Origin of the sequence: Galactobacter sp. (genome assembly GCF_022712295.1) — a bacterium.
GTDB lineage: Bacteria > Actinomycetota > Actinomycetes > Actinomycetales > Micrococcaceae > Galactobacter.
Genome location: NZ_JALAGT010000183.1, coordinates 1 through 24,881 on the forward strand (window position 1 = coordinate 1; position 24,881 = coordinate 24,881).

Here is a 24,881-nt window from a genome sequence, read left to right on the forward strand (position 1 = left end):
CGTGGTGGGTGGCCACTGCGTTCAGCGGTTTTTTGGGCTTTTTCCGGAACTGGGGGCCGGGAGGGGGCCCGCATTTCCGGATACTGCGCGCAAGGTGGGGGAGGGGCCGGCTCCGGACTGAACTAGAATGAGTCCGATTCCCTCATAGAACCAAAGATGTATGAAGGTGTGCCCGCAAGCTCATGTCAGCAACCTCTGACGCCGTTGGCGTCCCCCATCCCACAGACCAGGAGGCCGTGGATGCGGTGGTCGAAGCCGCGCTCGCGGCCTTTGCCGCTGCCGCGGACCTGGACGAACTGAAGTCTGCGCGCCTGGCTCACCTCGGTGAGAAGGCCCCTCTGACCCTGGCGAACCGCGCCATCGGCTCCTTGGAGAACAAGGACAAGGCCCTGGCGGGTAAGACCTTGGGCGGTGCCAAGAGACAAGTCAGCAAGGCCCTCGCTGCACGCACCGAGGTGTTGGAGGCGGAGCACGCCGCCCGCCGCCTGGTGGAGGAGACCGTGGACGTCACCGCGGCCCCTCGCCGCACCACGCTCGGCGCCCGCCACCCGCTCAACCGCCTGATCGAGCGCGTCTCCGACGTGTTCGTCGGCATGGGCTGGGAGATCGCGGAGGGGCCGGAGGTGGAGTCGGAGTGGTACAACTTCGATGCCCTGAACTTCGATGAGGACCATCCGGCCCGCGAGATGCAGGACACCTTCTTCGTGGACCCGCCGGAGGGCCACCTGGTGATGCGCACGCACACTTCCCCGGTGCAGATCCGTTCCATGCTCACGCGTGAGGTGCCGATCTACGTGCTCTGCCCGGGACGCACCTACCGCACCGACGAGCTGGATGCCACGCACACCCCGGTGTTCCACCAGTTCGAGGGCCTGGCCGTGGACAAGGGACTGTCCATGGCGGACCTCAAGGGCACACTGGAGCACTTCGCGAAGCTGATGTTCGGCCCTGAGGCCCGCATCCGTCTGCGCCCGTCCTACTTCCCGTTCACCGAGCCCAGCGCGGAGCTGGACGTCTGGCACCCCGGTGCCAAGGGCGGTCCGCAGTGGGTGGAATGGGGCGGCTGCGGCATGGTGCACCCCAATGTGCTCCGTTCAGGCGGCATCGACCCGGAGGTGTACTCCGGGTTCGCCTTCGGCATGGGCGTGGAGCGCACGCTCATGTTCCGCAACGACGTCCCCGACATGCACGACATGATCGAGGGCGACGTCCGTTTCAGCCGCCACTTCGGGATGGAGATCTGATCAATGCGTATTCCACTTTCCTGGCTGCGTGAGAACGCCCAGGTGCCCGCCGAGGCGCGCGCCGAGGACGTCATGGCCGATCTGGTCCGGGTGGGTCTCGAGGAGGAGGACGTTCACCGTCCACTCGATGAGCTCACCGGCCCCATCGTGGTTGGACAGGTGCTCACCCGTGAGGAGGAGCCCCAGAAGAACGGCAAGGTCATCAACTGGTGCAGCGTCCGGGTGGTCCCCGAGGGGCAGGCCCAGACGCTGACCGGTGAGGGCATCGAGCCCTCCGGTGTGCAGGGCATCATCTGCGGCGCGCACAACTTCGAGGTCGGGGACAAGGTCGTGGTGACCCTTCCCGGCGCCGTACTCCCCGGCGACTTCCGTATCACCCCGCGCAAGACCTACGGGCACACGTCCGCGGGGATGATGGCGTCCGTGCGTGAGCTCGGTATCGGCGACGACCATGACGGCATCCTGGTCTTCCGTGACCTGGGACTGGATCCCGAGGTGGGGCAGGACGCGCTGCCGCTGCTCGGCGTCACCGACGAGGCCGCGGAGATCAACGTGACCCCGGACCGCGGTTACTGCTTCTCCATCCGTGGCGTGGCGCGCGAGTACGCGTTGGCCACCGGGACCGAGTTCTCAGACCCGGCTTCCCGCGTCACCGTGAAGGCCCCGGTGAAGCCGGAATTGGACGTGCGCCTCGAAGACCAGGCTCCGATCCGTGGAAACGACGGTTGCGACCGCTTCGTGACGCGCGTGGTCGAGGGGATCGACGTCAACGCCAAGACCCCGTCCTGGATGGCTGAGCGCCTTCGCCTGGCCGGGATGCGTCCCATCTCCGTGGCCGTGGACATCTCCAACTACGTCATGTTGGAGCTGGGGCAGCCGCTGCACTTCTATGACCGTGACAAGGTCACGGGGGACATCGTGGTGCGTCGCGCCAACGACGGGGAGACCCTGACGACGTTGGACGGCAAGGAGCGCAAGCTCTCCACCGAGGACCTGCTCATCACCGACGGTTCCGGGGCTCTCGGACTGGCTGGCATCATGGGTGGTGAGTCCACGGAGGTCTCCGGGACCACCAGCACGGTGCTGATCGAGTCGGCTCACTTCGATGCCGTGTCGATGGGGCGCACCAAGCGCCGTCACAAGCTGCCCTCCGAGGCCTCCAAGCGCAACGAGCGCGGTGTGGACTGGGAGATCGCTGACGTTGCGGCCCAGCGTGCGGTCGACCTGCTCGTGGAGCTCGCCGGTGGCACCGACAGGGGCACCGGCTCCGACGTCGGCACCCGTCCCGAACCCACCGTGGTGTCCCTGGCCCATGGTGCGGCCACGGCCCGTGTGGGGATCGACTTCACGCGCGAGCAGGAGCTGCACGCCCTCACGGGGGTTGGCTGCCGGGTCGCGGAGGGCTCAGACGCTGACCAGGTCACGGCCCCCAGCTGGCGTCCCGACCTGACCGGTGCGGAGGAGATGATCGAGGAGATCGCCCGCCTGGTGGGCTACGAGAACATTCCGTCCCGGCTGCCAGTGGCTCCTCCCGGCCGTGGGCTGACCGACGCTCAGCGTGGTCGTCGTCGCATCGCGGACGCGCTGGCCGGGGCCGGTCTCGTGGAGGTGCTCGCCTACCCGTTCGTCTCCGAGGCCCAGAACAACCTCTTCGGCGCAGAGGTCGAGGGCACACAGGTCAAGAGCGTGCACCTGGCCAACCCGGTCTCTGCAGAGTTCGGTTGGCTGCGCACCTCGCTGCTGCCCGGCCTGCTGGAGTTGGCGCGCCGCAACCACGCCCGAGGATTCCGCGACACCGGCCTGTTCGAGGGCGGCGTGGTGTTCCTCCCCAAGGAGCAGCTGGGATCGGCCACCCTGCCCAAGGGCGGCGTCAAGCCCACCGAGGCGGAGTTGGAGGACCTCAACGCGGGGATCCCGGACCAGCCGTGGCACATCGCTGCCGTGCTGACCGGGCGCGCCTCCACCGGTGCGCTGAGCGAGCCCGAGCGTGCCTGGGACTGGGCCGATGCCTTGGACCTGGCGCGGCTCGTGGCCGATGCGCTCGGCGTGGAGCTGACCGTGGAGCAGGGCTCCCATCAGGCCTTCCACCCGGGCCGTGCCGCCCGCCTGATCGTTGAAGGCACCACCGTCGGCCACGCGGGCGAGCTGCACCCGGATCGCCTCGCCGAGGCGGATCTGCCGGAGCGAACCGCCGCGATGGAACTGGACGTGCGCGCTCTGTCAGCGTTCCTTCCCGACCACGTGGTGGCTCAGGCGGTCACGACCTACCCGGCCACCCTGCAGGATGTGGCCCTGGTCGTGGACCAGGCCGTTCCCGCTGCGCAGGTCAAGGAGGCCCTCCGCTCCGGGGCGGGCGAACTGCTCGAAGAGGTCGAGCTCTTCGACGACTACCGGGGAACCGGGATCGAGGTCGGACAGAAGTCGCTCGCCTTCACCTTGCGCTTCCGCGCGGCTGATCGCACGCTGACCAACGACGAGGCCTCCGAGGCGCGCGAGGCTGCTGTGGCGGCCGCGGGGCAGGCCACCGGGGCGGTCGCCCGCGGCTGAGTTGCCGGCCCGTCAGGGCAGAAAAAGGTGCCCGACGGCTGGTAGTCACTACCAGCCGTCGGGCACCTTTGTGTATGGATCAGGCCTGGGCCGGAGCGCCGCCTACGAAGTTCACGAGTTCGAAGGTCTTCTCTCCTGTGTTGGGCTGGAGGTCCAGGGAGACCAGAGTGGAGATCAGCATTCCGCGGCTCATGAAACCGAGGGCGGCCTCCGTATCGAGACCGCACTCATTGCGCACCACGTCATACACCTCGGCGAACCATTCCCGTGCGTAGGCGCCGAGCTCGGGGTGGCGGCCAAGGGAGTTGATCTGGTGCATGAGCTTCACGCTGACAGGATCCTTGGCGAGCAAGGTCATGAACCCGTGTCCCAGATCCTCGGGGGCGGTCCGTCCGTTGGCGGCCGCAGCGGTCTCGCGGAGGTTGTCGATGATCTGTTGCTGCGTCTCTCTTGCGCAGCGCAGGAACAGGCGTTCCTTGGAACCGAAGAGGCGCACAACGTAGGGCTGGGAAACCCCCGCGCGGCGGGCGATTGCGTCCGTGGTGGCACCGGCATACCCGTGGGCTGCGAACTCGGACCGTGCGGCAGCGACGACGTCGCGTGCACGTGGCGTGAGGTCTCGATCCAGATCGGGTGTGGTCGGGGAGATGGACATGAGGTGGTGTACCGCCTGAAAGGTTGAAATCGGTTGAGTCTGAGCCGGAGGAATTCGATTCCGGGCTGATGGCATTGAACAATTTTACAACGATGTCAGCTTACGTGAATCACGTAGGCGTTTGCTGTGATTCAGGTGTCCATCTCACTAATTCTCATGAGGATTTCAGGGGGATCAGGGGACCAGAACCACCTTGCCTACGGTGTTCCTGGATTCCAGCGCCCGGTGCGCCGCCGCGGCGTCCGCGAGGGGGAACGAGGCGCCGATGGTGATCGTCAGGGACCCTGCCGCGACGGCACCGAAGACGTCGGCCGCCCTCTGGGCGCGTTCCTCGGGGGTGACCATGAAGTCCTTCAGCGAGGGACGCGTGACGGACAGGGACCCCAGTGCGTTGAGACGCTGCAGATCGAACGGGGGAACCTGGCCGGAGGCGCCGCCGAAGAGCACCATGGTGCCGCGGCGACGCAGGGACGCGATGGAGGATTCGAAGGTGTCCTTACCCACGCCGTCGTAGACCGCGTCCACGCCGCGCCCGTGGGTGATCTCGCGGACCTTGTCCGGGACCTGTGCGTAATCCAGGACGTGGTCCGCGCCGGCTGCGGCGGCGCGCCGGGCCTTGTCGCCGTCCGGCCCGCCGGAGACGGTGGTGATGACCGTGGCACCCAGGGACTTGAGCAGCTGGGTCAGGATCATGCCGACCCCGCCCGCGCCGGCAGTGGTGAGTACCACGTCGCCGGGCTGCACGGCGTAGGAGTCGTGGGTCAAGTAGTGTGCGGTGAAACCTTGTAGCGGCACGGCGGCGGCGGTCACCGGATCCACGCCCTCAGGGACCTTGGCCAACACCTTCGCATCCACGGTGACGTATTCGGCGTAGGTGCCGGTGGCGTCCGAGGTTGCGACGACGTCTCCCACGGCGAAGTCGGTGACGCTCGCCCCGAGTTCTTCCACGACGCCCGCGAACTCGCCGCCGGGGTGGAAGGGGTGCTCCACCGCATAGACGCCGGAGCGCTGGTAGGTCTCGATGAAGTTCACTCCGGCGGCGGCAACCTTGACGAGAACCTGACCGGGACCCGGCTCCGCGACGTCCGCGGTGACGAGGGTCAGGACCTCGGGGCCGCCCGGGGCGTCGATCTGGATGCGGTGCTGCGTGCGGGGCTGCGCGGGCATGTGACTCCTTGGCTGCATAATATTCGCGTTGTTGAATACAGAGGTCTAAGATCGACCCATGACGTTCACGGTAGCCGTTTCAGGAGCCAGTGGGTATGCCGGGGGCGAGGTCCTCCGTCTGCTCAGCCACCACCCCGAGGTCAGCATCGGTGCCATCACCGCGCACTCGAATGCCGGCCAGCGACTCGGCTCACTGCAGCCGCACCTGCACTCCCTGGCGGACCGTGTCCTCGAGGACACCACTGCAGAGGTCCTGGCAGGGCACGACGTGGTCTTCCTGGCCCTGCCGCACGGCGCCTCCGCCGCCGTGGCCGCTCAGCTGGGGGAGGACACCCTTGTGATCGACGCCGGCGCGGACCATCGCCTCGTGGACCCGGCCGCGTGGGAGAGGTTCTACGGAACCCCGCACGCCGGTTCCTGGCCTTACGGGTTGCCCGAGTTGCCCGGTCACCGCGAGGGCCTGCGAGGCACCAAGCGCATCGCCGTCCCCGGCTGTTACCCGACCTCCGCACAGTTGGCGCTTGCCCCGGGCTTCGCCGCGGGCCTGCTGATGCCGAACGATGTGGTGATCGTGTCCGCCTCCGGCACCTCAGGTGCCGGCAAGTCTGCCAAGACCCACCTGTTGGGCGCCGAGGTCATGGGCGGGATGAGCCCCTACGGAGTCGGTGGAGGACATCGCCACACCCCGGAGATGGAACAGGGCTTCTCCGCCTTGGCCGGTGAGCCGGTCTCCGTCTCCTTCACCCCCACGCTGGCCCCCATGCCGCGCGGCATCCTCACCACGGCCACGGCGCGGGTGAGGCCAGGAGTCGACTCGGCGCAATTGCGCGCTGCTTGGGAGTCGGCCTACGCGGATGAGCCCTTCGTCCACGTGTTGCCCGAGGGCAACTGGCCGCACACCAAGCACGTGGTGGCCTCCAACCACGCCGAGATGCAATTGGCCTTCGACGAACACGCCGGCCGCGTCATCGTCACCTCCGTCATCGACAACCTGACCAAGGGCACCGCAGGTGGCGCCATCCAATCCATGAACATCGCCCTGGGGCTCAGTGAGACCTTGGGACTCGAGCTCGAAGGGGTCGCACCGTGACCGCCACCCATCCCGGATCCTCGGGGTTTCCCACCTACACCTCTGCAACGGATGCGGCGGAACTGACCGGCGTCACCGCTCCCGAGGGTTTCCGTGCAGCCGGCGTCACCGCCGGCCTGAAGGTCTCAGGCAAGCCGGATCTGGCACTGGTGGTCAATGAGGGCCCCCAGAAGTCCGCGGCCGCGGTCTTCACCTCCAACCGAGTGGCCGCTGCCCCCGTGCATTGGTCCCGCGAGGTGGTGCGCGACGGCCGTGTCGACGCCGTGATCCTGAACTCCGGTGGAGCCAACGCCTGCACCGGCGCGCCCGGCTTCCAGGACTCCCATCGCACCGCGGAGGAGGTGGCCTCGCTCCTGAACGTCTCCGCGACCGATGTCGTGGTCTGCTCCACCGGTCTGATCGGCGAGCGCCTGCCCATGAGCAAGATCCTGGCCGGTGCAGCCGAGGCCGCTACCAGGTTGGACAGCGACGGCGGGGCGGATGCCGCCCGGTCCATCATGACCACGGACACCGTGCCCAAGCAGGCCGTCCGCGTGGGACCCGGCTACACGCTGGGTGGCATGGCCAAGGGTGCGGGCATGCTTGCCCCTGCGCTGGCGACCATGCTCGTGGTGCTGACCACCGATGCAGTGCTCACCCCGGAACAGTCCGATGCCGCGCTTCGTGCCGCCACGGCGGTCAGCTTCGACCGTGCGGACTCCGACGGCTGCATGTCCACCAACGACACCGTGGTGCTCATGGCCAATGGCGCCTCCGGTGTGACTCCGGATCTGGAGGAGTTCACCGAGCTGCTGCAGGGACTCACCACGGACCTGGCACTGCAGTTGCTGGCAGACTCCGAGGGGTCCAGCCACGACATCGCGGTGACCACGGTCAACGCAGCCTCCGAGGCGGACGCCCTGGAGGTCTCCCGTGCGGTGTCCCGCTCCAACCTGTTCAAGTGCGCCATCTTCGGCAACGACCCCAACTGGGGCCGCATCCTTTCCGAGGTCGGCACCACCAAGGCCGCCTTCGAGGCCTCCGATCTGGACGTCTCCGTCAACGGTGTCATGGTCTGCAAGGGCTGTGGCGTGGGGGAGGACCGCTCCCTGGTGGACCTGTCCTCCCACCGTGAGGTGTCCGTGCTGATCGACCTCAAGGCCGGCTCGGAGCAGGCCACCATCTGGACCAACGACTTGACCCACGATTACGTCGAGGAGAACTCGGCGTACTCCAGCTAGGAAGCCCACGTTGAACAACACCTCCATAGACCCGGTGACCCAAGCGGAACGCCTGGCCGCAGCAGAGCGCAAGGCCGCGGCCCTGGTCGAGGCCCTGCCCTGGATCCAGCGTTTCGCCGGGACCCGCATGGTCATCAAGTACGGCGGCAACGCCATGGTGGATGACGACCTGCGCCGCGCCTTCGCTCAGGACATGGTCTTCCTCCACCACGCGGGCATCCACCCCGTGGTGGTCCACGGCGGCGGACCGCAGATCAACTCCATGCTCGATCGGTTGGGCGTGGAGTCCGAGTTCCGCGGCGGCCTGCGCGTCACCACACCCGAAGCCATGGACGTGGTGCGCATGGTGCTGACCGGCCAGGTGGGTCGCGAACTCGTGGGACTGATCAACGAACACGGCCGCTACGCCGTGGGACTCTCCGGCGAGGACGGCAGGCTCCTACGCGCGGCCCGCACCGGGACCGTGGTGGACGGCGAGCCCGTCGACCTCGGCCTGGTCGGCGAGGTCACCGGCGTGGACCCGACCGCCGTGGAGGACCTGATCGACGCGGGCCGCATCCCGGTGATCTCCACGGTTGCTCCGGAGATCGACGCCTCCGGCCGACCCACGGGCGAGGTCCTCAACGTCAACGCGGACACCGCCGCCGCCGCGCTCGCCGCAGCACTCGGCGCCTCCAAGCTCGTCATCCTGACGGACGTGGAGGGGCTCTACCGCAACTGGCCGGACCGTTCCTCCCTGATCAGTTCCCTACCGGCCTCGGAACTGCGCCAGATGCTGCCGTCCCTGCAGTCGGGGATGATCCCCAAGATGAAGGCCTGCCTGGCAGCGGTGGATGCCGGCGTCCCGCGCGCCCACATCGTGGACGGCCGCCAACCCCACACCATGCTGCTGGAGGTCTTCACCTCGGCAGGAGTCGGAACCCAGTTGGTCCCCGACCACGACGACGCCGACCACGCATGAAGCCACACGTGGCTCCAGCGACGAACCAACGAAACAGAGACGGAGTAGATCACGTCATGAGCGCAGACACCCCGCAGCACCAGCCTGCAACCAGCGGTATCGCAGATGACCTCCAGGCCCTGACCGGCCTGGCGGGGGAGGAACTGAGCCGACGCTACTCCGCCAGCCTGCTCAACGTCTTCGGTTCACCGCAGCGCGTGCTGGTCCGCGGACAGGGCGCCACGGTCTGGGACGCGGACGGACGCGCCTACCTCGATCTGCTGGGAGGCATCGCCGTGAACGCGCTGGGCCACGCCCACCCACTGCTGACCTCCGTGGTCTCATCGCAGCTGTCCACGCTTGGCCACGTCTCCAACTTCTTTGCCTCACCGACGCAGATCGCGCTCGCCGAGCGCCTGCTCACCCTGAGCAATGCACCGGCCGGATCCCACGTCTTCTTCGCCAATTCCGGCACCGAGGCCAACGAGGCCGCGTTCAAACTGGCACGCCGGAACGAGGGCGGCAACGGGGCACCGGAGCGTACCCGGATCATCGCGCTCACCCATTCCTTCCACGGTCGCACCGCCGGTGCACTGGCCATGACCTGGAAGCAGGCCTACCGCGAGCCCTTCGAACCGCTGCCCGGTGGTGTCGAGTGGATCGAGGCGGGCAACGTCGAGGCGCTCGAGGCCGCCGTCGACGAGACCGTGCAGGCGGTCATCGTGGAGCCAATCCAGGGCGAGGCCGGTGTGCTGCCGCTGCCCCAGGGCTACCTGACCAAGGTCCGTGAGGTGACCAAGGCGGCCGGGGCCCTCATGATCATCGACGAGGTGCAGACCGGTATCGGACGGACCGGAAACTGGTTCGCCTCGCAGACCGCGGCCGAGAGCGTGATCCCCGACGCGATGACCCTGGCCAAGGGGCTCGGCGGGGGTGTGCCGATCGGTGCCAGGATCGTCTTCGGCGAGGAGACCTCCGCGCTGCTCAACCCCGGTCAGCACGGCACCACCTTCGGCGGGAACCCCGTGGCGACGGCCGCGGCGCTGGCCACGCTCCACGTCATCGAGCAGGAGAACCTGCTGGCCCATGTCACCGACACCGGCAACTGGCTGGCGGGCGAGCTCTCGGGCGTCGAGGGTGTTCACGGCGTGCACGGCCGAGGACTCCTAGTGGGCTTCGAGGTCGACTCCGGCCTGGCTCCGCACGTGGTGCAGTCCGGGCTCGACGAGGGCTTCATCGTCAACGCCACCGGACCCGACACCGTGCGGCTGGCCCCGCCACTGATCGTGACCAAGGAACAACTGAGCACCTTCGTCGCGGCCCTGCCGCGACTGCTGGACGAGGCGCGCAAGCGCCAACAAGCAGCCTGACGCGCACGCGGGCGGCAGTCACCCGAGCCGCGCCGCGTCGTCGAGCACAAGAGACTCAACTACGAAAGGGAGCCATGAGCACCCCCACCCTCCGCCACTTCCTGGTGGACACCGATCTGAGCCCCGCCGAGCAGTCCGAGGTCCTGGACCTGGCCGCGGCGCTGAAGGCGGACCGCTGGTCCCGCACGCCGCTGGCCGGGCCACAGACCGTCGCCATCATCTTCGACAAGACCTCCACCCGCACCCGGCTCTCCTTCTCCGCCGGTGTCGCCGATCTGGGCGGCAATCCGCTGATCATCAATCCGGGCGAGGCGCAGTTGGGGCACAAGGAGACCGTGGCAGACTCAGCCCGCGTCTTCTCCCGCATGCTCTCCGCCGTGGTGTGGAGGACGTTCGGTCAGGACACCATCGAGGAACTCGCGCAGAACTCCACGATCCCCGTGGTCAACGCCCTCACGGATGATTACCACCCCTGCCAGATTCTGGCCGACCTTCTCACCATCCGTGAACACAAGGGCAAGACGGCGGGCCTGACCATGACCTACGTCGGGGACGCGGCCAACAACATGGCCAATTCCTACCTGCTCGGCGGCGCCACGGCCGGCATGCACGTCCGCGTCGCCGGACCGGAGGGTTACCTTCCCCGCACCGACATCGTCGAGGCAGCCGAGGCGCGCGCGGCGGAGACCGGTGGCTCCATCCTGGTCACCACCGACGCTGACGAGGCGCTGGCCGGCGCAGACGTCGTCATCACGGATACCTGGGTGTCCATGGGCCAGGAGGACGAGAAGGCGGCCCGGCAGCAGCTCTTCACCGACTACTCCCTGGACTCCGCAGCGCTGGCCAAGGCGGCCGACGACGCGATCGTGCTCCATTGCCTTCCCGCCTACCGAGGCTACGAGATCTCTGCGGACGTGATCGACGGTCCGCAGTCCGTGGTCTGGGACGAGGCGGAGAACCGCCTGCACGCCCAGAAGGCGCTGCTGACCTTCCTGCTTGATCAGTCCGGGCTCTCCGCCGACCGATGAGTCAGAATCCGTCGAGCCCCCGCCCCGTCGGGGGAACGCCCAGTACCAAGGTCGCCAGGCAGGGCCGCATCCGTGCGGTCCTGGCCTCACGCGCCGTCCGTTCCCAGGCGGATCTGGCGGACGCGCTGGCGGCCGAGGGCATTCAGGTCACCCAGGGCACGCTCTCCCGCGACCTGGTGGAGATGGGCGCCACCCGGGTCCGCGACGCTGACGGCATCAGCGTCTATGCGCTGCGGGAGGACGACGACGGGCTGGGGTCGGCCCCGCTGCAGGCAGACGGTGAACTCCTGGACCCGCGGCTGACGAGGCTGTGCTCGGAACTGCTGATCAGTGCAGAGGCCTCGGCCAACCTGGTGGTGCTGCACACCCCTCCGGGGGCAGCGAACTTCCTGGCCGGCGCCATCGACCATTCGGTGATCCCCACCGTGCTCGGGTCCATTGCGGGCGACGACACCGTGGTGGTGGTGGCCAAGGACCCCGACGGCGGCGACGAGGTCGCCGCCCGCTTCCTCGCCTGGGCCGACGGGCTGGACTAGCCGTGCTGAGGGTAGGTTGATCCCATGCGCTCTACCCTCTGGATCCTCTGGCCCGTGGCGTACGGAACCGATCCGGGCATGCAACGACGCTGAAAGGCCCCACACGATCAGACGATCGTATGGGGCCTTTCAGCGCATCAGGCCGCGAAGCACTCAGTAGAGCGACGTGGCCCCGTCGTAGGAGGCGTCGTACTCCTTGCCCGCCAAATCCGCCACGATGCGTGCGGCGGTGCGGCGGCCCATGCGCACCGCACCGTCCACGTGCTGGTAGCCCTCGCCTGCCAGATCGGAGGAGGAGAAGTAGATGGGGCCGACGGCGTCGTTCTGGGTGGGGCCGAAGCGGTGCAGGCCGCCCAGATCGTAGCTGGTGGCGTAGGCGCCACGGGTCCATTCCTCGCTACCCCAGTCGGAGAGGTAGAAGAGCTTGGTGTTCTTGGCCTCCTCGCCCAGGAAACGGGCCATGTCGCCGAGGATGGCGTCCTTGCGCTCGTCCTCGCTCAAGGCCCACATGGCGTCCGCCTTCTCGTCGGACACGAAGCCCACCAGGGTGCCGTTGTCATCGGTGTGGAAGGTGTTGTCGTAGATCTCCTGCACCAGGGACGAGGGAGAGAAGCAGGTGCCGGAGAGGCCCTTCTCGCGCCAGAACGGGGTGTCGTAGACGGCATGGACCTTGATGACCAGACCCATGGACTGGTGCTGGTGGGTCACCTGCTGCCAGCGCGGCAGCGGGGGAACGAAACTGGGGCGGGTGTAGAGGTTCGGCGGAATCGCGAGGATCACGCGCTTGGCCTGCACGGTCACGGTGGAGCCGTGGGCCACCACGTGCCCGCCGTCGGCCTCGGACCACTCGAGCTTCAGCATCGGGTTGTCCAGGAAGATGTTCTCGTGACCAACGCGCTCGGCCACGGCCAGAGAGACGCCTTGCATGGAGGTGGAGAGGCGACGGTCCAGGATGAAGTCCTCGTCCACCAGGTTGGAGAACGATCCGGCGGAGGCAGCCATCAGCAGGGCCTGCAGTGCCGAGAAGGTCTTGGCGGGCTTGGTGAGCATGCCGCCTGCGATGAACAGGCCCACACATTCCACGGCCTCGGCGTCATCGGTCTGGGAAGCCAGCCAGTGGTGGAACGAGATGGTGTCCAGTTCTTTGGCGTCGGGGGCATCCCACGGACGGTCGGGGTCCACGGTCGCGGCGAGCTCGTCCATCTTGGCGATGAGCTTGTTGATCTCAGAAACGGTGTGTTCTGAGACGGGGAAGTCCTCGCCCTCGTACTCGTGACGAACACCGTCGGCGCCGATGAACACGGACTTGCCGGCCTTCCAGCGTTCGAAGGTCTCGATGCCGAGTTCGTCCGCCAACGAGTACAGGGCCGTCTGGTCGGGGCTGATCCACTGGCCGCCGATCTCGATGGTGGCGCCGTTCATGGTGTCGGTCCAGGTGCGTCCGCCCACGCGCTCGCGGGCCTCGAGGACGGCTACGGTCTTGCCCGCCTTCTGCAGTTCGAGGGCGGCGGTGAGGCCGGAGGGGCCTGCGCCGACGATGACGACGTCGCGGGAGATGATGCTGCTCATGGTGTCCTGTCTACGTTAAATGAACGTGATTCATATAGGAGCATAGCGCACCCCCGCGTAAGCCGCCAGAAAACGTCGGGCCAGGAGGTGGCCTGAGGCACATAAAACGAATATGATTCACGACCATGAATGTGCAGGCGCGAAGTGGTTCGGGAGCAACAGGCACTGCCTCCGGTACGCGCAAATCCGGCAGACCCGCCGTTGCCGTCCTGAATCGCGAGGCCATCACCAAGGCCGCCCTCGCGTTGATCGATGCCAAGGGCTATGACGCCATGACGATGAAGTCGTTGGCCACAGAACTCGGCGTGGCGGCCTCGGCGCTCTACAACCACGTGAGTTCCAAGCAGGACCTCTGGATCCCCCTCCAGGAGGAACTGATGGCCAAGCTGGACACCAGCGTGTTCCAGCGGCTGCCGTTGCGCAGTGCCATGGCGGCGTGGGCCCGCAACTACCGCGACGTCCTGGCCGAGCATCCGCGGGTGATCGCCGGAATCGCAACCTTGCCCGTCAAGGACTCGCCCCGGACGCTGGCTCAATACGAGGCGGTCACCTCCGCCCTGGAACGGGGCGGGATTCCTGCTGTGCGGGTGGTCTCCGTATTGGTGGCCTTCGAATCCTTCATCTTCGGCTCGGCCCTGGATGTCTCCGCTCCTGCAGACATCTTCGATTCGGGAGCGGACGCCGCACAGTATCCGCATTTCGCCGCGGCCGTCACTCAGCGCGCGGCCCTCCCCGCAGATCCCACAGAGGATGCCTTCGAGTTGGGACTCAGCGCCCTCCTCAACGTGCTTCCTTCCTGAACCGCCGTACCAACTCCACACTTGGCCGTCCCACCGAGGAGAAACCGTGAACTCGACCACCGATACCGCCCGCTGGCGGATGCCGTCCGAGACCGCGCCACAGGAGCGCATCTGGATGTCCTTTCCCCGTCCCGGTGTGACACTGGGGGAGACGGACACGGACAGAGTGGCAGGCTACGAGACCTGGGCGGCCGTGGCGGCCGCGGTGGCCGACTTCGAACCGGTGACTATGCTCGTGGATCCTGTGGCCCTGCCGGCGGCACACGAGTACCTGCGCTCCGACATCGAGATCGTCGAGGCGCCCGTGGGGGAGTTCTGGATGCGGGACACCGGGCCCACGTTCGTGCTCGGCGCCGACGGGGCACTCGGCGCCGTCAACTGGGTCTTCAACGGCTGGGGCGACCACGCCTGGGCGGACTGGCGCCCCGACCGGAACACCGCCAGGACGGTGGCGGAACGCGCCGGAGCCACGGTCATCGACTCCGATCTCATCAATGAGGGTGGGGGAATCCATACGGATGGTGAGGGCACGCTGCTGCTCACCGAGACCGTGCAGCTGGACCCGCGTCGTAACCCAGACGCCACCAAGGCCTCCGTGGAGGCAGAGATGCGCCGCGTCCTGGGCGCCACGCGACCCATCTGGCTTCCGCGCGGCCTCCATCGCGACACCCTCGAATTCGGCACCAACGGGCACGTCGACATCGTCGCCGCCCTGCCCAGCCCTGGAACCGTGCTGTTGCACTCCCAGCCCGATCCGTCCCATCCAGACCACCAGATCATGGCGCAGATCAGAGAGAGCCTGAACCAAGCAACCGACGCCGCCGGCCGCTCACTGCAGATCGTGGATCTCCCCGCACCGGAGACCGTCCAGGACGCCGAGGGCCCGGTGGACTACTCCTACATCAACCACCTGGTGGTCAACGGCGGCGTGATCGCCTGCGGCTTCGGCGAGGACCGCGCGGACGCCCGTGCCCGCGAGATCCTGGGGGGTGCCTACCCGGGACGCACTGTCGTCACCGTGGACGCCCGTGAACTCTTCGCCCGCGGTGGCGGCATCCACTGCATCACGCAGCAACAGCCCAGCCGCAGCGCCCGGCCCAGCACGGCAGCCGCCGTATGAACGTCGTCGAGACCTCCATTGCGGACCTTCGCGCGGCACTCGACTCGGGTGGGACCACCTCGGTGGAGCTGGTGGCCGAGTACCTGAACCGGATCGGGGGACTGGATCACCATGGCCCCACGCTCAACTCCGTCCCGGTGCTCAACCCGGACGCGTTCGCCGAGGCGCGTGCCTCCGACCTCCGGCGCGCGCAGGGCCGCGCGCTCTCCTCCCTGGACGGCATCCCGTACACGGCCAAGGACTCCTACAGGGTCGAGGGGCTGCCGGTCTCCGCAGGCTCCCCGGCCTTCGCCGACCTGATCGCAGGGGAGGACGCCTTCTCCATCGCCCGGCTGCGGGACGCCGGCGCCATTTGTTTGGGCCTGACCACCATGCCTCCCATGGCCAACGGCGGGATGCAGCGGGGACTGCACGGGCGCGCGGAGTCCCCGTACAACCCCGCGTACCTGACCTCGGCGTGGGCCTCCGGATCCTCCAACGGGTCCGGCACGGCCACGGCGGCGAGCCTGTGCGCCTTCGGCCTGGGGGAGGAGACCTGGTCGTCCGGCCGGGCCCCGGCCAACAACAACTCGCTCTGCGCCTACACGCCCTCCTGGGGCGTCATCTCCACGCGCGGCAACTGGCCGCTGGTCCCCAGTATGGACGTGGTGGTTCCTCACACCCGCTCCATGGCGGACTTGTTGGAGGTCCTCGACGTCCTCGTCGCCGACGATCCCACGCCCCGCGGCGACTTCTGGCGCGTTCAGAGTGCGGTCGAGATCCCGCGCTCCAGCGAGCTGCGTCCCGTCGACTACGCCGCGCTCACGCCACGGCCGCTGGCCGGCGTACGCCTCGGCGTCCCGAGGGTCTTCGTGAATCAGCGCCCCACGGATGCCGGCACGCCCGTCGAGACCCGGCCCGGCGTCGTCGCGCTCCTCGACGCGCTGGTCGGGGACCTCCGCGCCGCGGGCGCCGAGGTCGTCGAATGCGACCTCCCCGCCCTCACCGCCTACGAGGGGGCACACGCGCACCTGAGCACGCCGGACATGCCCGACGGCGGTTTCCAAGGTGGCCTCGAGGACCTCGGCTACCTGCCGCGCGGCTACCTCCGCACGGAGCTGGAGGACCTCGCCGCCTGGTCGCTGGACGACTTCCTCCGTGCCAACGCCGCCGCCGGCGGCGCCGGACCGCGGCGCCTCACCGACGTCGACGCGAACCGCGTCTTCCCCCTCGACCCCGGCCAGATCCCCGACGAATACGGCGAGGACTTCGGCATGGGGGACTACGTCGGCTTCGCCGCGGCCAACGGCTGTCTGCCCGACGGCGCGTTGCCGGGTCCCAGCGAGTTGCCTATCGGCGACGGGTTGCGCGGACTGGACTGTGCCCGCCGCGAACTCTTCGATGACTGGTTGTCCGCCGAAGGCCTCGACGCCCTGATCTTCCCAACGTGTGCGGATATCGCCCCAGCCGACGCCGATCAGAACCTGGCCTCCCACGAGATCGCGTGGCGCAATGGGACCTGGGTGGCCAACGGCAACCTGCTCTGGCGACACCTCGGGATCCCCACCGTGACCCTCCCCATGGGGCTGGAACCCGAGGCCCGGATGCCCTTCGGCGCCACGCTGGCCGGTGCCGGCTGGAACGACGTCGAACTGCTGCGGCTGGCGCTCGCCGTGGAGGCCTCGACCGACCACGAACGGCGTGTGGCGCCAGCGTTGGCTGAATTGCCCAGAATCATCGTCGAGGATCCCGAGAGTCGTGCCGAGCCCGAGGCGTCCTTCGATGAGGTCCCGGCGCCCGAGCCGCTGCCTGAACCCAGGGTGCTGCTGCCGTATGTGACTTCGACCGGGCCCACGGCCGAGGCTCGCGTGGTGGTCGAGGTGGTGGGTGACGTGCGGTTCGTGACGCACGATGCGGCGCGCGTTCCGGTCACCGTCTGCGTGGACGGAGTCCGCGCGGACACCGTCACCGACGAGAGCGGAGCCTATCGGGCGCGGGTGGAGGTCCCGTCGTCGGCCATGTTCCATTCGCACTGGACGGGGGCATACGGACACGTGGTGGTGCTGGTGGCCCATACCGACGACGGCCCCGTGGGAGCGCTGGCGGTGGTGGACGGGGTCTGAGGACCCACACTCGGCGCGCACGCGGTGCTTGTCACCCGTCACGCACTGCGTCGCTCATGCGGTGCGTCGGTAGGATCGTGTGCAGCATCAACGCGGCAGGACATCCTGCGCACCACCCACGAGCAAGGAGCGAGCAGAAGCCCATGGCCCACGGCACCAACGAAGGAGCCCTTTGGGGCGGACGATTCTCTGGCGGACCTGCAGACGCACTGGCGGCGTTGAGCAAGTCCACCGACTTCGACTGGCGCCTGGCCCGCTATGACATCGCCGGTTCCAAGGCCCACGCTCACGCGCTGCACACGGCCGGTCTGCTGAACGATGCCGAGTACGACGGCATGCTCACCGCTCTGGAGAAACTGGACGCAGACGTGGTCTCCGGTGCCTACGCCGCTGCCGAGTCGGACGAGGACGTGCACGGTTCCCTGGAACGCGGCCTCATCGAACGCGCAGGCACCGACCTGGGCGGCAAGCTGCGCGCAGGCCGCTCCCGCAACGACCAGATCGCCACCTTGGGCCGCATGTTCCTGCGCGATCATGCCCGCATCGTTGCACGCGGCATCCTCGCCACAGTGGACGCCTTGATCGGCCAGGCCGAGGCTCACCCCTATGCGCCTATGCCTGGGCGCACCCACCTGCAGCATGCTCAGCCCATCCTGCTCTCCCACCATCTGTTGGCTCACGCCTGGTCCCTGACCCGGGACGTGGAACGCTTCGTGGACTTCGACAAGCGCGCGGCGGTGTCCCCCTACGGTTCCGGCGCGCTGGCGGGCAACACCTTGGGGCTGGACCCCAACGCGGTGGCTCAGGACCTCGGCTTCGATTCCGCCGTGTTCAATTCGCTGGACGGCACGGCCTCCCGCGACGTGTTCGCGGAGTTCGCATGGGTCGCCGCCATGACCGGCGTGGACCTGTCCCGGCTCTCCGAGGAGTTCATCTTCTGGAACACCAAGGAAGCCTCCTTCGTGAAGCTGGACGATGCCTTCTCCACCGGCTCCTCGATCATGCCGCAGAAGAAGAACCCCGACGTCGCCGAACTGGCCCGCGGAAAGTCCGGCCGCCTGATCGGTGACCTGACGGGTCTGCTTGCCACCCTCAAGGGGTTGCCGCTGGCCTACAACCGGGACCTGCAGGAGGACAAGGAACCCGTCTTCGACGCCGCCGACACCCTGGAACTGTTGCTGCCCGCCGTGTCCGGGATGATCGCCACCGCCACCTTCAACACCGAGCGCATGGCGGAGCTCGCACCGCTGGGCTTCGCCCTGGCCACCGACATCGCTGAGTGGCTCGTGAAGCAGGGCGTGCCGTTCCGTGTGGCCCACGAACTCTCCGGCGAGGCGGTCTCCATCGCCGAGTCCCGTGGCGTCGAGCTGTGGGACCTCACCGATGAGGACTACGCCGGGATCTCGGAGCACCTCACCCCTGATGTTCGCTCCGTGCTCTCCACCGAGGGCTCGCTCAACGCCCGTGCCGGACAGGGCGGTACGGCCCCGGCCGCGGTGGGACAGCAGCTGGAGGCCTTGAAGGCCAAGGTGGACATGGTCCGTGCCTACGCCGATGCTCCGCTGCATGCAGACGCCTTCGGACCCCGCGCCTGAAAGGAACCCTCATGAATGCCGCTGAGCCGCTTCCCTCCGATCCCGACCAGGAATCCATCGGGCACCTGCTCGACCGCCTGTGCGCCGTGGTCCCGGACTACCCGGAGCCGGGGATCTCCTTCAAGGATCTGACCCCCGTCTTTGCCGATCCGGTGGGTCTGCATCGCGTGGTGGACGCCCTGTCCCAACCGTTCCTCGGCCAGTTCGACGTGGTGGCGGGCATGGAGGCTCGCGGCTTCCTGCTGGCCTCCGCCGTGGCCTACTCCACCGGTACCGGTCTGCTGACGGTGCGCAAAGGCGGCAAGCTGCCGCGCGAGGTGTTCCGCCGCGAGTACGCGCTGGAATACGGGACGGCTTCGTTGGAGGTCCACCGCGACGCGATCTCGCCTGGTGCCCGCGTGCTGCTGGTGGACGACGTCCTGGCCACCGGTGGAACCATGGACGCCGCCGCCTCCCTCGTGGAGGAAGCCGGCGGCGTCGTGGCGGGCCTTGCCGTCATCCTGGAACTCGACGGCCTCAACGGCCGCGAGAACCTGGGTGGGAGGGATGTGCTCTCCCTGCAGAAAGTGCAGGGCTGAGCACAGCCTCAGTGCGGTGACCGCGCTGGGATCAGTTGCCTTGGGCGCCCTTCATCAGGTCCTCCATGCTCACGACCTCGTCCTTGGACGGGGCCTTGAAGGAGAAGTCCTTGTTGAAGTCCTTGAAGACGAACTGACCCTCTTCGGCTGACTTGAAGCCGAGGAACTGGTCCGAACCGTCGGTGCTCAGATACATGGTGGTGTCTTCGTCGTCAGAGACCTTGTACTCGTAGGCCTGGACGCCCTCGAACTTCACGAGCTTGCCCTTGGCCTCGGGATCGTCCAGGTCGTCGAGGTCCATGTCCTCAGGGTTCATGACCTCATCCATGAAGCTGTGCAGGCTCATGTCGTCCATGCCCTCGGCCTGACTGGTCGGGATCTCCAGGTACTTGCCGCCGATGAGCTTGGCCATGTCGCCTGCCCCATCACCCATTTGTCCGCTGTAGAAGTCCTCAGAGCCCTTCATGTACATCTTCCCGTCCACGCTGAGGATATTTGCGGACTGATCCTTACCCTCCACGGTGCCGGACATCGTCAGTTGGAAGTCCCCGGATTCCTTCACGGATCCGGAGGCCTCGACCTTCATCTCGGTGTCATCCTCCGTGACGGTCCCGGTGAAACTGACGGTCTTCCATGCCTTCATGTTGGTCTTGGCCTTCTCCAGAGCATCCTTCGCCGCCGGACCCTCCTTGGAAACGGCCTGACCCTGTCCATTGGCCGGCTTGGGGTTGTCGCCCCCACAGCCTGTGAGCGCAAGCGAAAGCGCCAGGGCCGTGGCGCCGGTCGTGACGGTGAGGGTGCGAAGTGAGTGACGCATACGTTCTCCTGAAAGTCCTGTCGGATGATTAAATGACGATTTCATCCTAACAATGTTCGATAAGTCGCCCGTGACTGGGGCTAGACTGGTATGTCCTGTTTGACCGGTTCGACGATCTCGAGCGAGGAGAGCCATAGTGCCCACGAAGGCTGAAACGAACGCCCAGCACGCGCTGGAAGCGGAGCGCCGCGCCGTCGGACACCGCTACGCGCGCCTGGACCAACTCCGTGAGGAGAAGACGGAACAACTCAAGAAGGTCCGCTCCTCGGGGGCCATCGGTTCGCGCCAGAACCAATCCGAACGGGACTCCTTCGCGACCCTGTACGAGGACCGGCTCGCCCAGCTCAACGCCGTGGAATCCCGGCTGGTCTTCGGACGCCTGGATCTGGACAGCGACACGGAGGAGCCGCGCTACATCGGCCGGATCGGCCTGACCGAGGAAGACCAGACGAGGCTGCTGGTGGATTGGCGTGCCCCGGAGGCCGCGAGTTTCTACCAGGCCACCGCCTTCGACCCCCAGGGCGTGGTGCGCCGCAGGCACCTGAGCCTGCAAGGGCGTGAGGTGGTCTCCATCGAGGATGATGTCCTGGACCCCGACAAGGCCGAGGCGGAGGGCGCCGCCCAAGGCGACGGGGCGCTGCTGAGCGCGCTGAAGGCGCGTCGAACGGGTTTCATGGGGGACATCGTCGCCACCATCCAGGCGGAACAGGACCGGATCATCCGTGCCCCCATGCCGGGGGTGCTGGTGGTCCAGGGCGGACCCGGAACGGGAAAGACCGCCGTGGCTCTGCACCGTGCAGCCTTCCTGCTCTATGACCAGCGCGAGCGATTGCGGCATTCCGGCGTCCTCATCGTGGGACCTTCCAGAACATTCCTGAATTACATCGAACGCGTGCTTCCCTCCCTGGGTGAGACCGGGGTGGTGATGGCCAGCCCCGGCCAACTCTGGCCCGGTCTGGATGCCGGTGAGGACACCGACAGGGAGGCCGCCCGCATCAAGGGCGACCTCCGGATGGTGGAGGTCGTCAAGGCAGCTGTGGCCCAACGCCAGCGCACGCTCTCGAAGCCGCGCACCGTGGTGGTTGAAGGCACTCGCCTGACGCTGAGCCCGCAGCAGGTCGCCCGTGCGCGTGATCGGGCCCGCGCCGGCCACAAACCGCACAACCAGGCCCGCGAGACCTTCGTGAAGATCCTGGTCAAGGAACTCGCGGACCAGCTGGAGCGCTTCCTCAACGAACACGGTGGGTCCGAGAACGAGGCGGACCGCTCGTATCTGGTGGAGGAGGTCCGCACCAGCCAGGACGTCCGCGTGGCGCTGAACCTGTGCTGGATGCCCATGACCCCTGAGGGACTGCTCACCGGCCTCTACACCAAGCCCGGTATCCGGGACGCGGTCATGCCCGGCTTTACTCAGGAGGAGCGCGACGCGCTGGCCCGCGATGAGGACGCCCCGTTCACCGAATCCGACGTACCGCTCCTGGACGAGGCAGCCGAGCTGCTGGGGGAACTGGACCACAGTGCAGGACGTGCTGCGGCGGCCGCTGAGGCCCGCCGCCAACGGGACCTCGACAACGCCGAGGCCGCGGTGCGCAATGTGCACGCTCAACTCTCCGAGGAGGGCATCGACGGCTTCGTTTCTGCCGAGGCGCTCGCGGCGTACAACGACACGGAGCACGAGCGGATGACCGCAGCGTTGGCGGCAGGGACGGATCGCACCTGGACGTATGGACACGTGGTGGTGGACGAGGCCCAGGAACTCTCGCCCATGCAATGGCGCGTGCTCATGCGCCGCTGCCCCGTGAAGTCGTTCACCATCGTCGGGGACACCGCCCAAGCCGATGCTCCTGCGGCACCCGGAAGCTGGGAGGCCGCGCTGGAGCCGTTCGTGCAGGATCGTTTCGAACTCGCCGAGCTCACGGTCAACTACCGCACGCCGCGCCAAGTCGTGGAGCTCGCGGAGCGCGTGGCGATGGACGCAGGATTGACCTATTCCCCCGCCCGCGCGGTGCGGGACGCCGAACGTGATCCCATCCTGGCGTCCGTGGACTCGGAGGAGTCACTGCCCGACGCGGTGGTGCGGGAGGTCGGCGCGAGCCTCGCCTCGGTGCCGGGCGGCCTGACGGCCGTGGTCACGGCCGCAGACAGGGTGACGGCCCTGCGGGCCGCCGTCGGTGCGGAATTCCCGGAACGGCTCGGCCACGGTGCCGGTGACGTGGCTTCCGGGCGCGACGTCCTGGTGCTCTCCGCGCGTGAGGCTAAGGGACTCGAGTTCGACGCGGTCATCGTCGCCGACCCCGGGGCGGTCGTGAGAGAGTCCCAGGGTGGCGTCGGAAACCTCTTCGTGGCGCTCACCAGAACCACACAGCGGCTGGCGGTGCTCAGCGTGGGCAGGGACGCACCCGCCGCGTTGCTTGATAATCTGGGGCAGTGACCCAGACAGGAACCGCCGCGGCACTGGCCGCGCAGAGTAATGACCAGACGTTCGCGAATATCTACCAGGAACTTCTCTGGCGTGGATATGTGCACGTGTCCACCGACGCAGAGGCACTGGAGAAGGCCCTGAGTCAGGAAACGGTCACCTATTACTGCGGTTTCGACCCCACCGCGTCCTCCCTGCACCTGGGACACCTGGTTCAGCTGCTGCTGATGCGCCGGCTGCAGCTGGCGGGCCACAAGCCCTTGGGTCTGGTGGGCGGGGCCACCGGCCTGATCGGCGACCCCCGCCAGACCTCCGAACGAGTGCTGAACCCGGTGGAGGTCGTGGAGCAGTGGGTGGATTCCCTGCGCGGACAGGTACAGAACTACCTCTCCTTCGAGGGGGAGAACGCCGCCCGGATGGTCAACAACCTCGAATGGACCGGGCAGCTCTCCGCGCTGGAGTTCTTACGCGATATCGGTAAGAACTTCCGCGTGGGCACCATGGTCAAGAAGGACATCGTGGCCAAGCGGCTGAACTCTGAGGAAGGCATCTCCTACACCGAGTTCAGCTATCAGATCCTGCAGGGCCTGGACTACCTGGAGCTGAACCGCCGTTACGGCTGCACCCTACAGAGCGGCGGCTCCGACCAGTGGGGCAACCTGACGTCCGGGACCGAGCTGATTCGCAAGGTGGAGGGCAAGCACGTCCACGCCTTGGGGACACCGCTGATCACCAACTCGGACGGCACCAAGTTCGGTAAGTCCGAGGGCAATGCGATCTGGCTGGATCCGGAATTGTGCACGCCGTACACCTTCTACCAGTTCTGGCTGAACCAGGCCGATGCCGACGTCGTGGACCGGTTGAAGGTCTTCACCTTCCGCACCCGTGAGGAAATCTCGGAGTTGGCCCGCGGCGTGGAGGAGAAGCCCTGGGCGCGTGAGGCTCAGAAGACCCTGGCCTACGACGTGACCTCACTGGTGCACGGTGTCGAAGCCACGGAACAGGTCATCGCTGCCTCACAGGCCCTCTTCGGTGGGGGAGCGCTCGACTCCATCGATGCCGCGACCGTGGCTTCCATGACCGCGGAGCTGGACACCGTGACGGTGGAAGCCGGCACCAACATCGTCGACCTGCTGGTGGCGACCGGACTCTCGGCGTCCAAGTCGGAGGCACGCCGCACAGTGGGGGAGGGTGGCGCCAGTGTGAACAACGTGAAGGTCACCGATCTCGAGGCCACCTTCGGGCCGGCGGAAGCCTTGCACGGGACCACGTTCATCGTCCGCAGGGGTAAGAAGAAGCTGGCGGCCGCGGTCCTCGGCTGAGCTTCGACAACTTGAACTCGGCTGCCGTGACCCGCTGAACTGCTCCGATCCACCGGGTTCCCAGAACTGAGACGGAGCGCACACGAAGACGGTGAGAACGCCGGAATCATGCGGAACTTGAGGCCCTGGAAGGCCTCCCATCCACGCGGGATGGGGGCCTACCAGGGCCTTATTTGCATGGTCGGCGAATCATGGTGTAGGCTTGTATCTCGCTGCGGTTGCGCTGCTTGAGTCCTTCGGGCCGGCAGAAACCGTGGCCATCACCTCCATTTACTTCATTGTTAATGGATCTGTTGCGTCTGAATCAGTCGCAGCAGGGCAAGGTTGAAGAATCGATGGAAACACCGATTTGCAAACCGGCCGGGAGATGATGTAAACTGATTCAGCGCTTTCGAGCGAAGAACTTCCTTCGAAGAGGTTCGGGATCGAAAGTGTCCGTTGTTTGAGAACTCAATAGTGTGCCAAGTTTGTTGATACCAAATTTATTTTGCTGGCCTCGTTTTTGGGGTTGGTGTTTGGTGTTATTGCCTGCGCATTGCCGCCCCTGTGGTGGTGTGTGGGTGTGATGCTATGGATTGGATAGCTGACCGACCTTTCAATGTTTTCCCGTTGGGGTTGGTTGGTGTCTGTAATTTTTTTGCGGAGAGTTTGATCCTGGCTCAGGATGAACGCTGGCGGCGTGCTTAACACATGCAAGCCGACCGCCGAAGCCCCTAGCTTGCTGGGGGTGGAGGAGTGGCGAACGGGTGAGTAACACGTGAG

The 24,881-nt window shown here is 67.1% G+C and carries 19 protein-coding genes and 1 rRNA gene; 16 read left to right on the forward strand and 4 right to left on the reverse strand.

What is annotated here, in order from left to right; translation table 11 throughout:
* The first annotated feature begins 182 nt into the window (after positions 1 to 182).
* Both pheS and pheT read left to right on the forward strand, forming a co-directional pair.
* Positions 183 to 1,244 (forward strand): phenylalanine--tRNA ligase subunit alpha, encoded by a 1,062-nt coding sequence (gene pheS / locus Q0A15_RS13140; protein ID WP_291279979.1) that lies wholly within the window; start codon positions 183 to 185, stop codon positions 1,242 to 1,244.
* Between the two features lie 3 nt (positions 1,245 to 1,247).
* The gene (pheT, locus tag Q0A15_RS13145; RefSeq protein ID WP_291279980.1) at positions 1,248 to 3,791 is read left to right on the forward strand and encodes a phenylalanine--tRNA ligase subunit beta; all 2,544 of its coding nucleotides are present in this window, start codon (positions 1,248 to 1,250) and stop codon (positions 3,789 to 3,791) included.
* Positions 3,792 to 3,870: 79 nt separating this feature from the next.
* On the opposite strand, the gene Q0A15_RS13150 is transcribed toward pheT, so the two are convergent.
* Entirely contained in the window at positions 3,871 to 4,446 is a 576-nt protein-coding gene (locus Q0A15_RS13150) for a TetR/AcrR family transcriptional regulator (RefSeq protein ID WP_291279981.1), read from the reverse strand.
* 174 nt (positions 4,447 to 4,620) lie between these two features.
* On the reverse strand, positions 4,621 to 5,613 hold the full coding sequence (locus Q0A15_RS13155) for a quinone oxidoreductase (RefSeq protein ID WP_291279982.1): 993 nt from the start codon (positions 5,611 to 5,613) through the stop codon (positions 4,621 to 4,623).
* 58 nt (positions 5,614 to 5,671) lie between these two features.
* Here Q0A15_RS13155 and argC point away from each other — a divergent pair, with 58 nt between their 5' ends.
* The 6 genes from argC (at position 5,672) to Q0A15_RS13185 (ending at position 11,797) form a co-directional block, all read left to right on the forward strand.
* Positions 5,672 to 6,703: an N-acetyl-gamma-glutamyl-phosphate reductase gene (gene argC / locus Q0A15_RS13160; RefSeq protein WP_291279983.1), complete on the forward strand. Its 1,032-nt coding sequence runs from the start codon at positions 5,672 to 5,674 to the stop codon at positions 6,701 to 6,703.
* Positions 6,704 to 6,765: 62 nt separating this feature from the next.
* A complete protein-coding gene (gene argJ / locus Q0A15_RS13165; RefSeq protein WP_291279996.1) occupies positions 6,766 to 7,923 on the forward strand; it encodes a bifunctional glutamate N-acetyltransferase/amino-acid acetyltransferase ArgJ in 1,158 nt (385 codons plus the stop codon).
* Positions 7,924 to 7,933: 10 nt separating this feature from the next.
* A complete protein-coding gene (gene argB, locus Q0A15_RS13170; RefSeq protein ID WP_291279984.1) occupies positions 7,934 to 8,884 on the forward strand; it encodes an acetylglutamate kinase in 951 nt (316 codons plus the stop codon).
* A gap of 56 nt (positions 8,885 to 8,940) precedes the next feature.
* The gene (locus Q0A15_RS13175; RefSeq protein WP_291279985.1) at positions 8,941 to 10,233 is read left to right on the forward strand and encodes an acetylornithine transaminase; all 1,293 of its coding nucleotides are present in this window, start codon (positions 8,941 to 8,943) and stop codon (positions 10,231 to 10,233) included.
* Positions 10,234 to 10,307: 74 nt separating this feature from the next.
* Positions 10,308 to 11,261: an ornithine carbamoyltransferase gene (argF, locus tag Q0A15_RS13180; protein ID WP_291279986.1), complete on the forward strand. Its 954-nt coding sequence runs from the start codon at positions 10,308 to 10,310 to the stop codon at positions 11,259 to 11,261.
* Positions 11,258 to 11,797: an arginine repressor gene (locus Q0A15_RS13185; protein ID WP_291279987.1), complete on the forward strand. Its 540-nt coding sequence runs from the start codon at positions 11,258 to 11,260 to the stop codon at positions 11,795 to 11,797. The genes argF and Q0A15_RS13185 overlap by 4 nt, the downstream gene beginning before the upstream one ends.
* A 153-nt stretch (positions 11,798 to 11,950) precedes the next feature.
* Here Q0A15_RS13185 and Q0A15_RS13190 read toward each other — a convergent pair whose 3' ends face one another.
* On the reverse strand, positions 11,951 to 13,366 hold the full coding sequence (locus tag Q0A15_RS13190; RefSeq protein ID WP_291279988.1) for an NAD(P)/FAD-dependent oxidoreductase: 1,416 nt from the start codon (positions 13,364 to 13,366) through the stop codon (positions 11,951 to 11,953).
* Between the two features lie 125 nt (positions 13,367 to 13,491).
* Between Q0A15_RS13190 and Q0A15_RS13195 the strand changes: the two genes are divergently transcribed.
* The 5 genes from Q0A15_RS13195 (at position 13,492) to Q0A15_RS13215 (ending at position 19,561) form a co-directional block, all read left to right on the forward strand.
* Positions 13,492 to 14,166: a TetR/AcrR family transcriptional regulator gene (locus Q0A15_RS13195; RefSeq protein WP_291279989.1), complete on the forward strand. Its 675-nt coding sequence runs from the start codon at positions 13,492 to 13,494 to the stop codon at positions 14,164 to 14,166.
* A 79-nt stretch (positions 14,167 to 14,245) separates the two neighbouring features.
* Complete coding sequence (locus Q0A15_RS13200) at positions 14,246 to 15,286, forward strand: agmatine/peptidylarginine deiminase (protein WP_291279997.1); 1,041 nt, start codon at positions 14,246 to 14,248, stop codon at positions 15,284 to 15,286.
* A complete protein-coding gene (locus Q0A15_RS13205) occupies positions 15,283 to 17,388 on the forward strand; it encodes an amidase (protein WP_291279990.1) in 2,106 nt (701 codons plus the stop codon). The genes Q0A15_RS13200 and Q0A15_RS13205 overlap by 4 nt, the downstream gene beginning before the upstream one ends.
* Before the next feature lie 143 nt (positions 17,389 to 17,531).
* Positions 17,532 to 18,983, forward strand: coding sequence for an argininosuccinate lyase (gene argH, locus Q0A15_RS13210; protein ID WP_291279991.1), 1,452 nt, complete (start codon positions 17,532 to 17,534; stop codon positions 18,981 to 18,983).
* 11 nt (positions 18,984 to 18,994) lie between these two features.
* Positions 18,995 to 19,561 (forward strand): adenine phosphoribosyltransferase, encoded by a 567-nt coding sequence (locus tag Q0A15_RS13215; protein WP_291279992.1) that lies wholly within the window; start codon positions 18,995 to 18,997, stop codon positions 19,559 to 19,561.
* 31 nt (positions 19,562 to 19,592) lie between these two features.
* Here Q0A15_RS13215 and Q0A15_RS13220 read toward each other — a convergent pair whose 3' ends face one another.
* On the reverse strand, positions 19,593 to 20,378 hold the full coding sequence (locus Q0A15_RS13220) for a hypothetical protein (protein WP_291279993.1): 786 nt from the start codon (positions 20,376 to 20,378) through the stop codon (positions 19,593 to 19,595).
* 136 nt (positions 20,379 to 20,514) lie between these two features.
* Here Q0A15_RS13220 and Q0A15_RS13225 point away from each other — a divergent pair, with 136 nt between their 5' ends.
* The 3 genes from Q0A15_RS13225 to Q0A15_RS13235 all read left to right on the forward strand — a co-directional run.
* Positions 20,515 to 22,809 (forward strand): AAA family ATPase, encoded by a 2,295-nt coding sequence (locus Q0A15_RS13225; protein WP_291279994.1) that lies wholly within the window; start codon positions 20,515 to 20,517, stop codon positions 22,807 to 22,809.
* On the forward strand, positions 22,806 to 24,119 hold the full coding sequence (gene tyrS, locus Q0A15_RS13230; RefSeq protein ID WP_291279995.1) for a tyrosine--tRNA ligase: 1,314 nt from the start codon (positions 22,806 to 22,808) through the stop codon (positions 24,117 to 24,119). The genes Q0A15_RS13225 and tyrS overlap by 4 nt, the downstream gene beginning before the upstream one ends.
* Before the next feature lie 636 nt (positions 24,120 to 24,755).
* Positions 24,756 to 24,881: ribosomal RNA gene (locus Q0A15_RS13235) — 16S ribosomal RNA — on the forward strand; the annotation flags it as partial.

What these genes read in the sequence shown, in the direction of transcription:
- Q0A15_RS13215 (WP_291279992.1), top strand. Translation starts at nt 18,995, where the DNA reads ATGAATGCCGCTGAGCCGCTTCCCTCCGATCCCGACCAGGAATCCATC.
- Q0A15_RS13185 (WP_291279987.1), top strand. Translation starts at nt 11,258, where the DNA reads ATGAGTCAGAATCCGTCGAGCCCCCGCCCCGTCGGGGGAACGCCCAGT.
- pheS (WP_291279979.1), top strand. Translation starts at nt 183, where the DNA reads ATGTCAGCAACCTCTGACGCCGTTGGCGTCCCCCATCCCACAGACCAG.
- Q0A15_RS13175 (WP_291279985.1), top strand. Translation starts at nt 8,941, where the DNA reads ATGAGCGCAGACACCCCGCAGCACCAGCCTGCAACCAGCGGTATCGCA.
- argC (WP_291279983.1), top strand. Translation starts at nt 5,672, where the DNA reads ATGACGTTCACGGTAGCCGTTTCAGGAGCCAGTGGGTATGCCGGGGGC.
- Q0A15_RS13200 (WP_291279997.1), top strand. Translation starts at nt 14,246, where the DNA reads ATGCCGTCCGAGACCGCGCCACAGGAGCGCATCTGGATGTCCTTTCCC.
- Q0A15_RS13195 (WP_291279989.1), top strand. Translation starts at nt 13,492, where the DNA reads ATGAATGTGCAGGCGCGAAGTGGTTCGGGAGCAACAGGCACTGCCTCC.
- argH (WP_291279991.1), top strand. Translation starts at nt 17,532, where the DNA reads ATGGCCCACGGCACCAACGAAGGAGCCCTTTGGGGCGGACGATTCTCT.
- Q0A15_RS13205 (WP_291279990.1), top strand. Translation starts at nt 15,283, where the DNA reads ATGAACGTCGTCGAGACCTCCATTGCGGACCTTCGCGCGGCACTCGAC.
- argF (WP_291279986.1), top strand. Translation starts at nt 10,308, where the DNA reads ATGAGCACCCCCACCCTCCGCCACTTCCTGGTGGACACCGATCTGAGC.
- pheT (WP_291279980.1), top strand. Translation starts at nt 1,248, where the DNA reads ATGCGTATTCCACTTTCCTGGCTGCGTGAGAACGCCCAGGTGCCCGCC.
- Q0A15_RS13190 (WP_291279988.1), bottom strand. Translation starts at nt 13,366, where the DNA reads ATGAGCAGCATCATCTCCCGCGACGTCGTCATCGTCGGCGCAGGCCCC.
- Q0A15_RS13150 (WP_291279981.1), bottom strand. Translation starts at nt 4,446, where the DNA reads ATGTCCATCTCCCCGACCACACCCGATCTGGATCGAGACCTCACGCCA.
- Q0A15_RS13155 (WP_291279982.1), bottom strand. Translation starts at nt 5,613, where the DNA reads ATGCCCGCGCAGCCCCGCACGCAGCACCGCATCCAGATCGACGCCCCG.
- Q0A15_RS13220 (WP_291279993.1), bottom strand. Translation starts at nt 20,378, where the DNA reads ATGCGTCACTCACTTCGCACCCTCACCGTCACGACCGGCGCCACGGCC.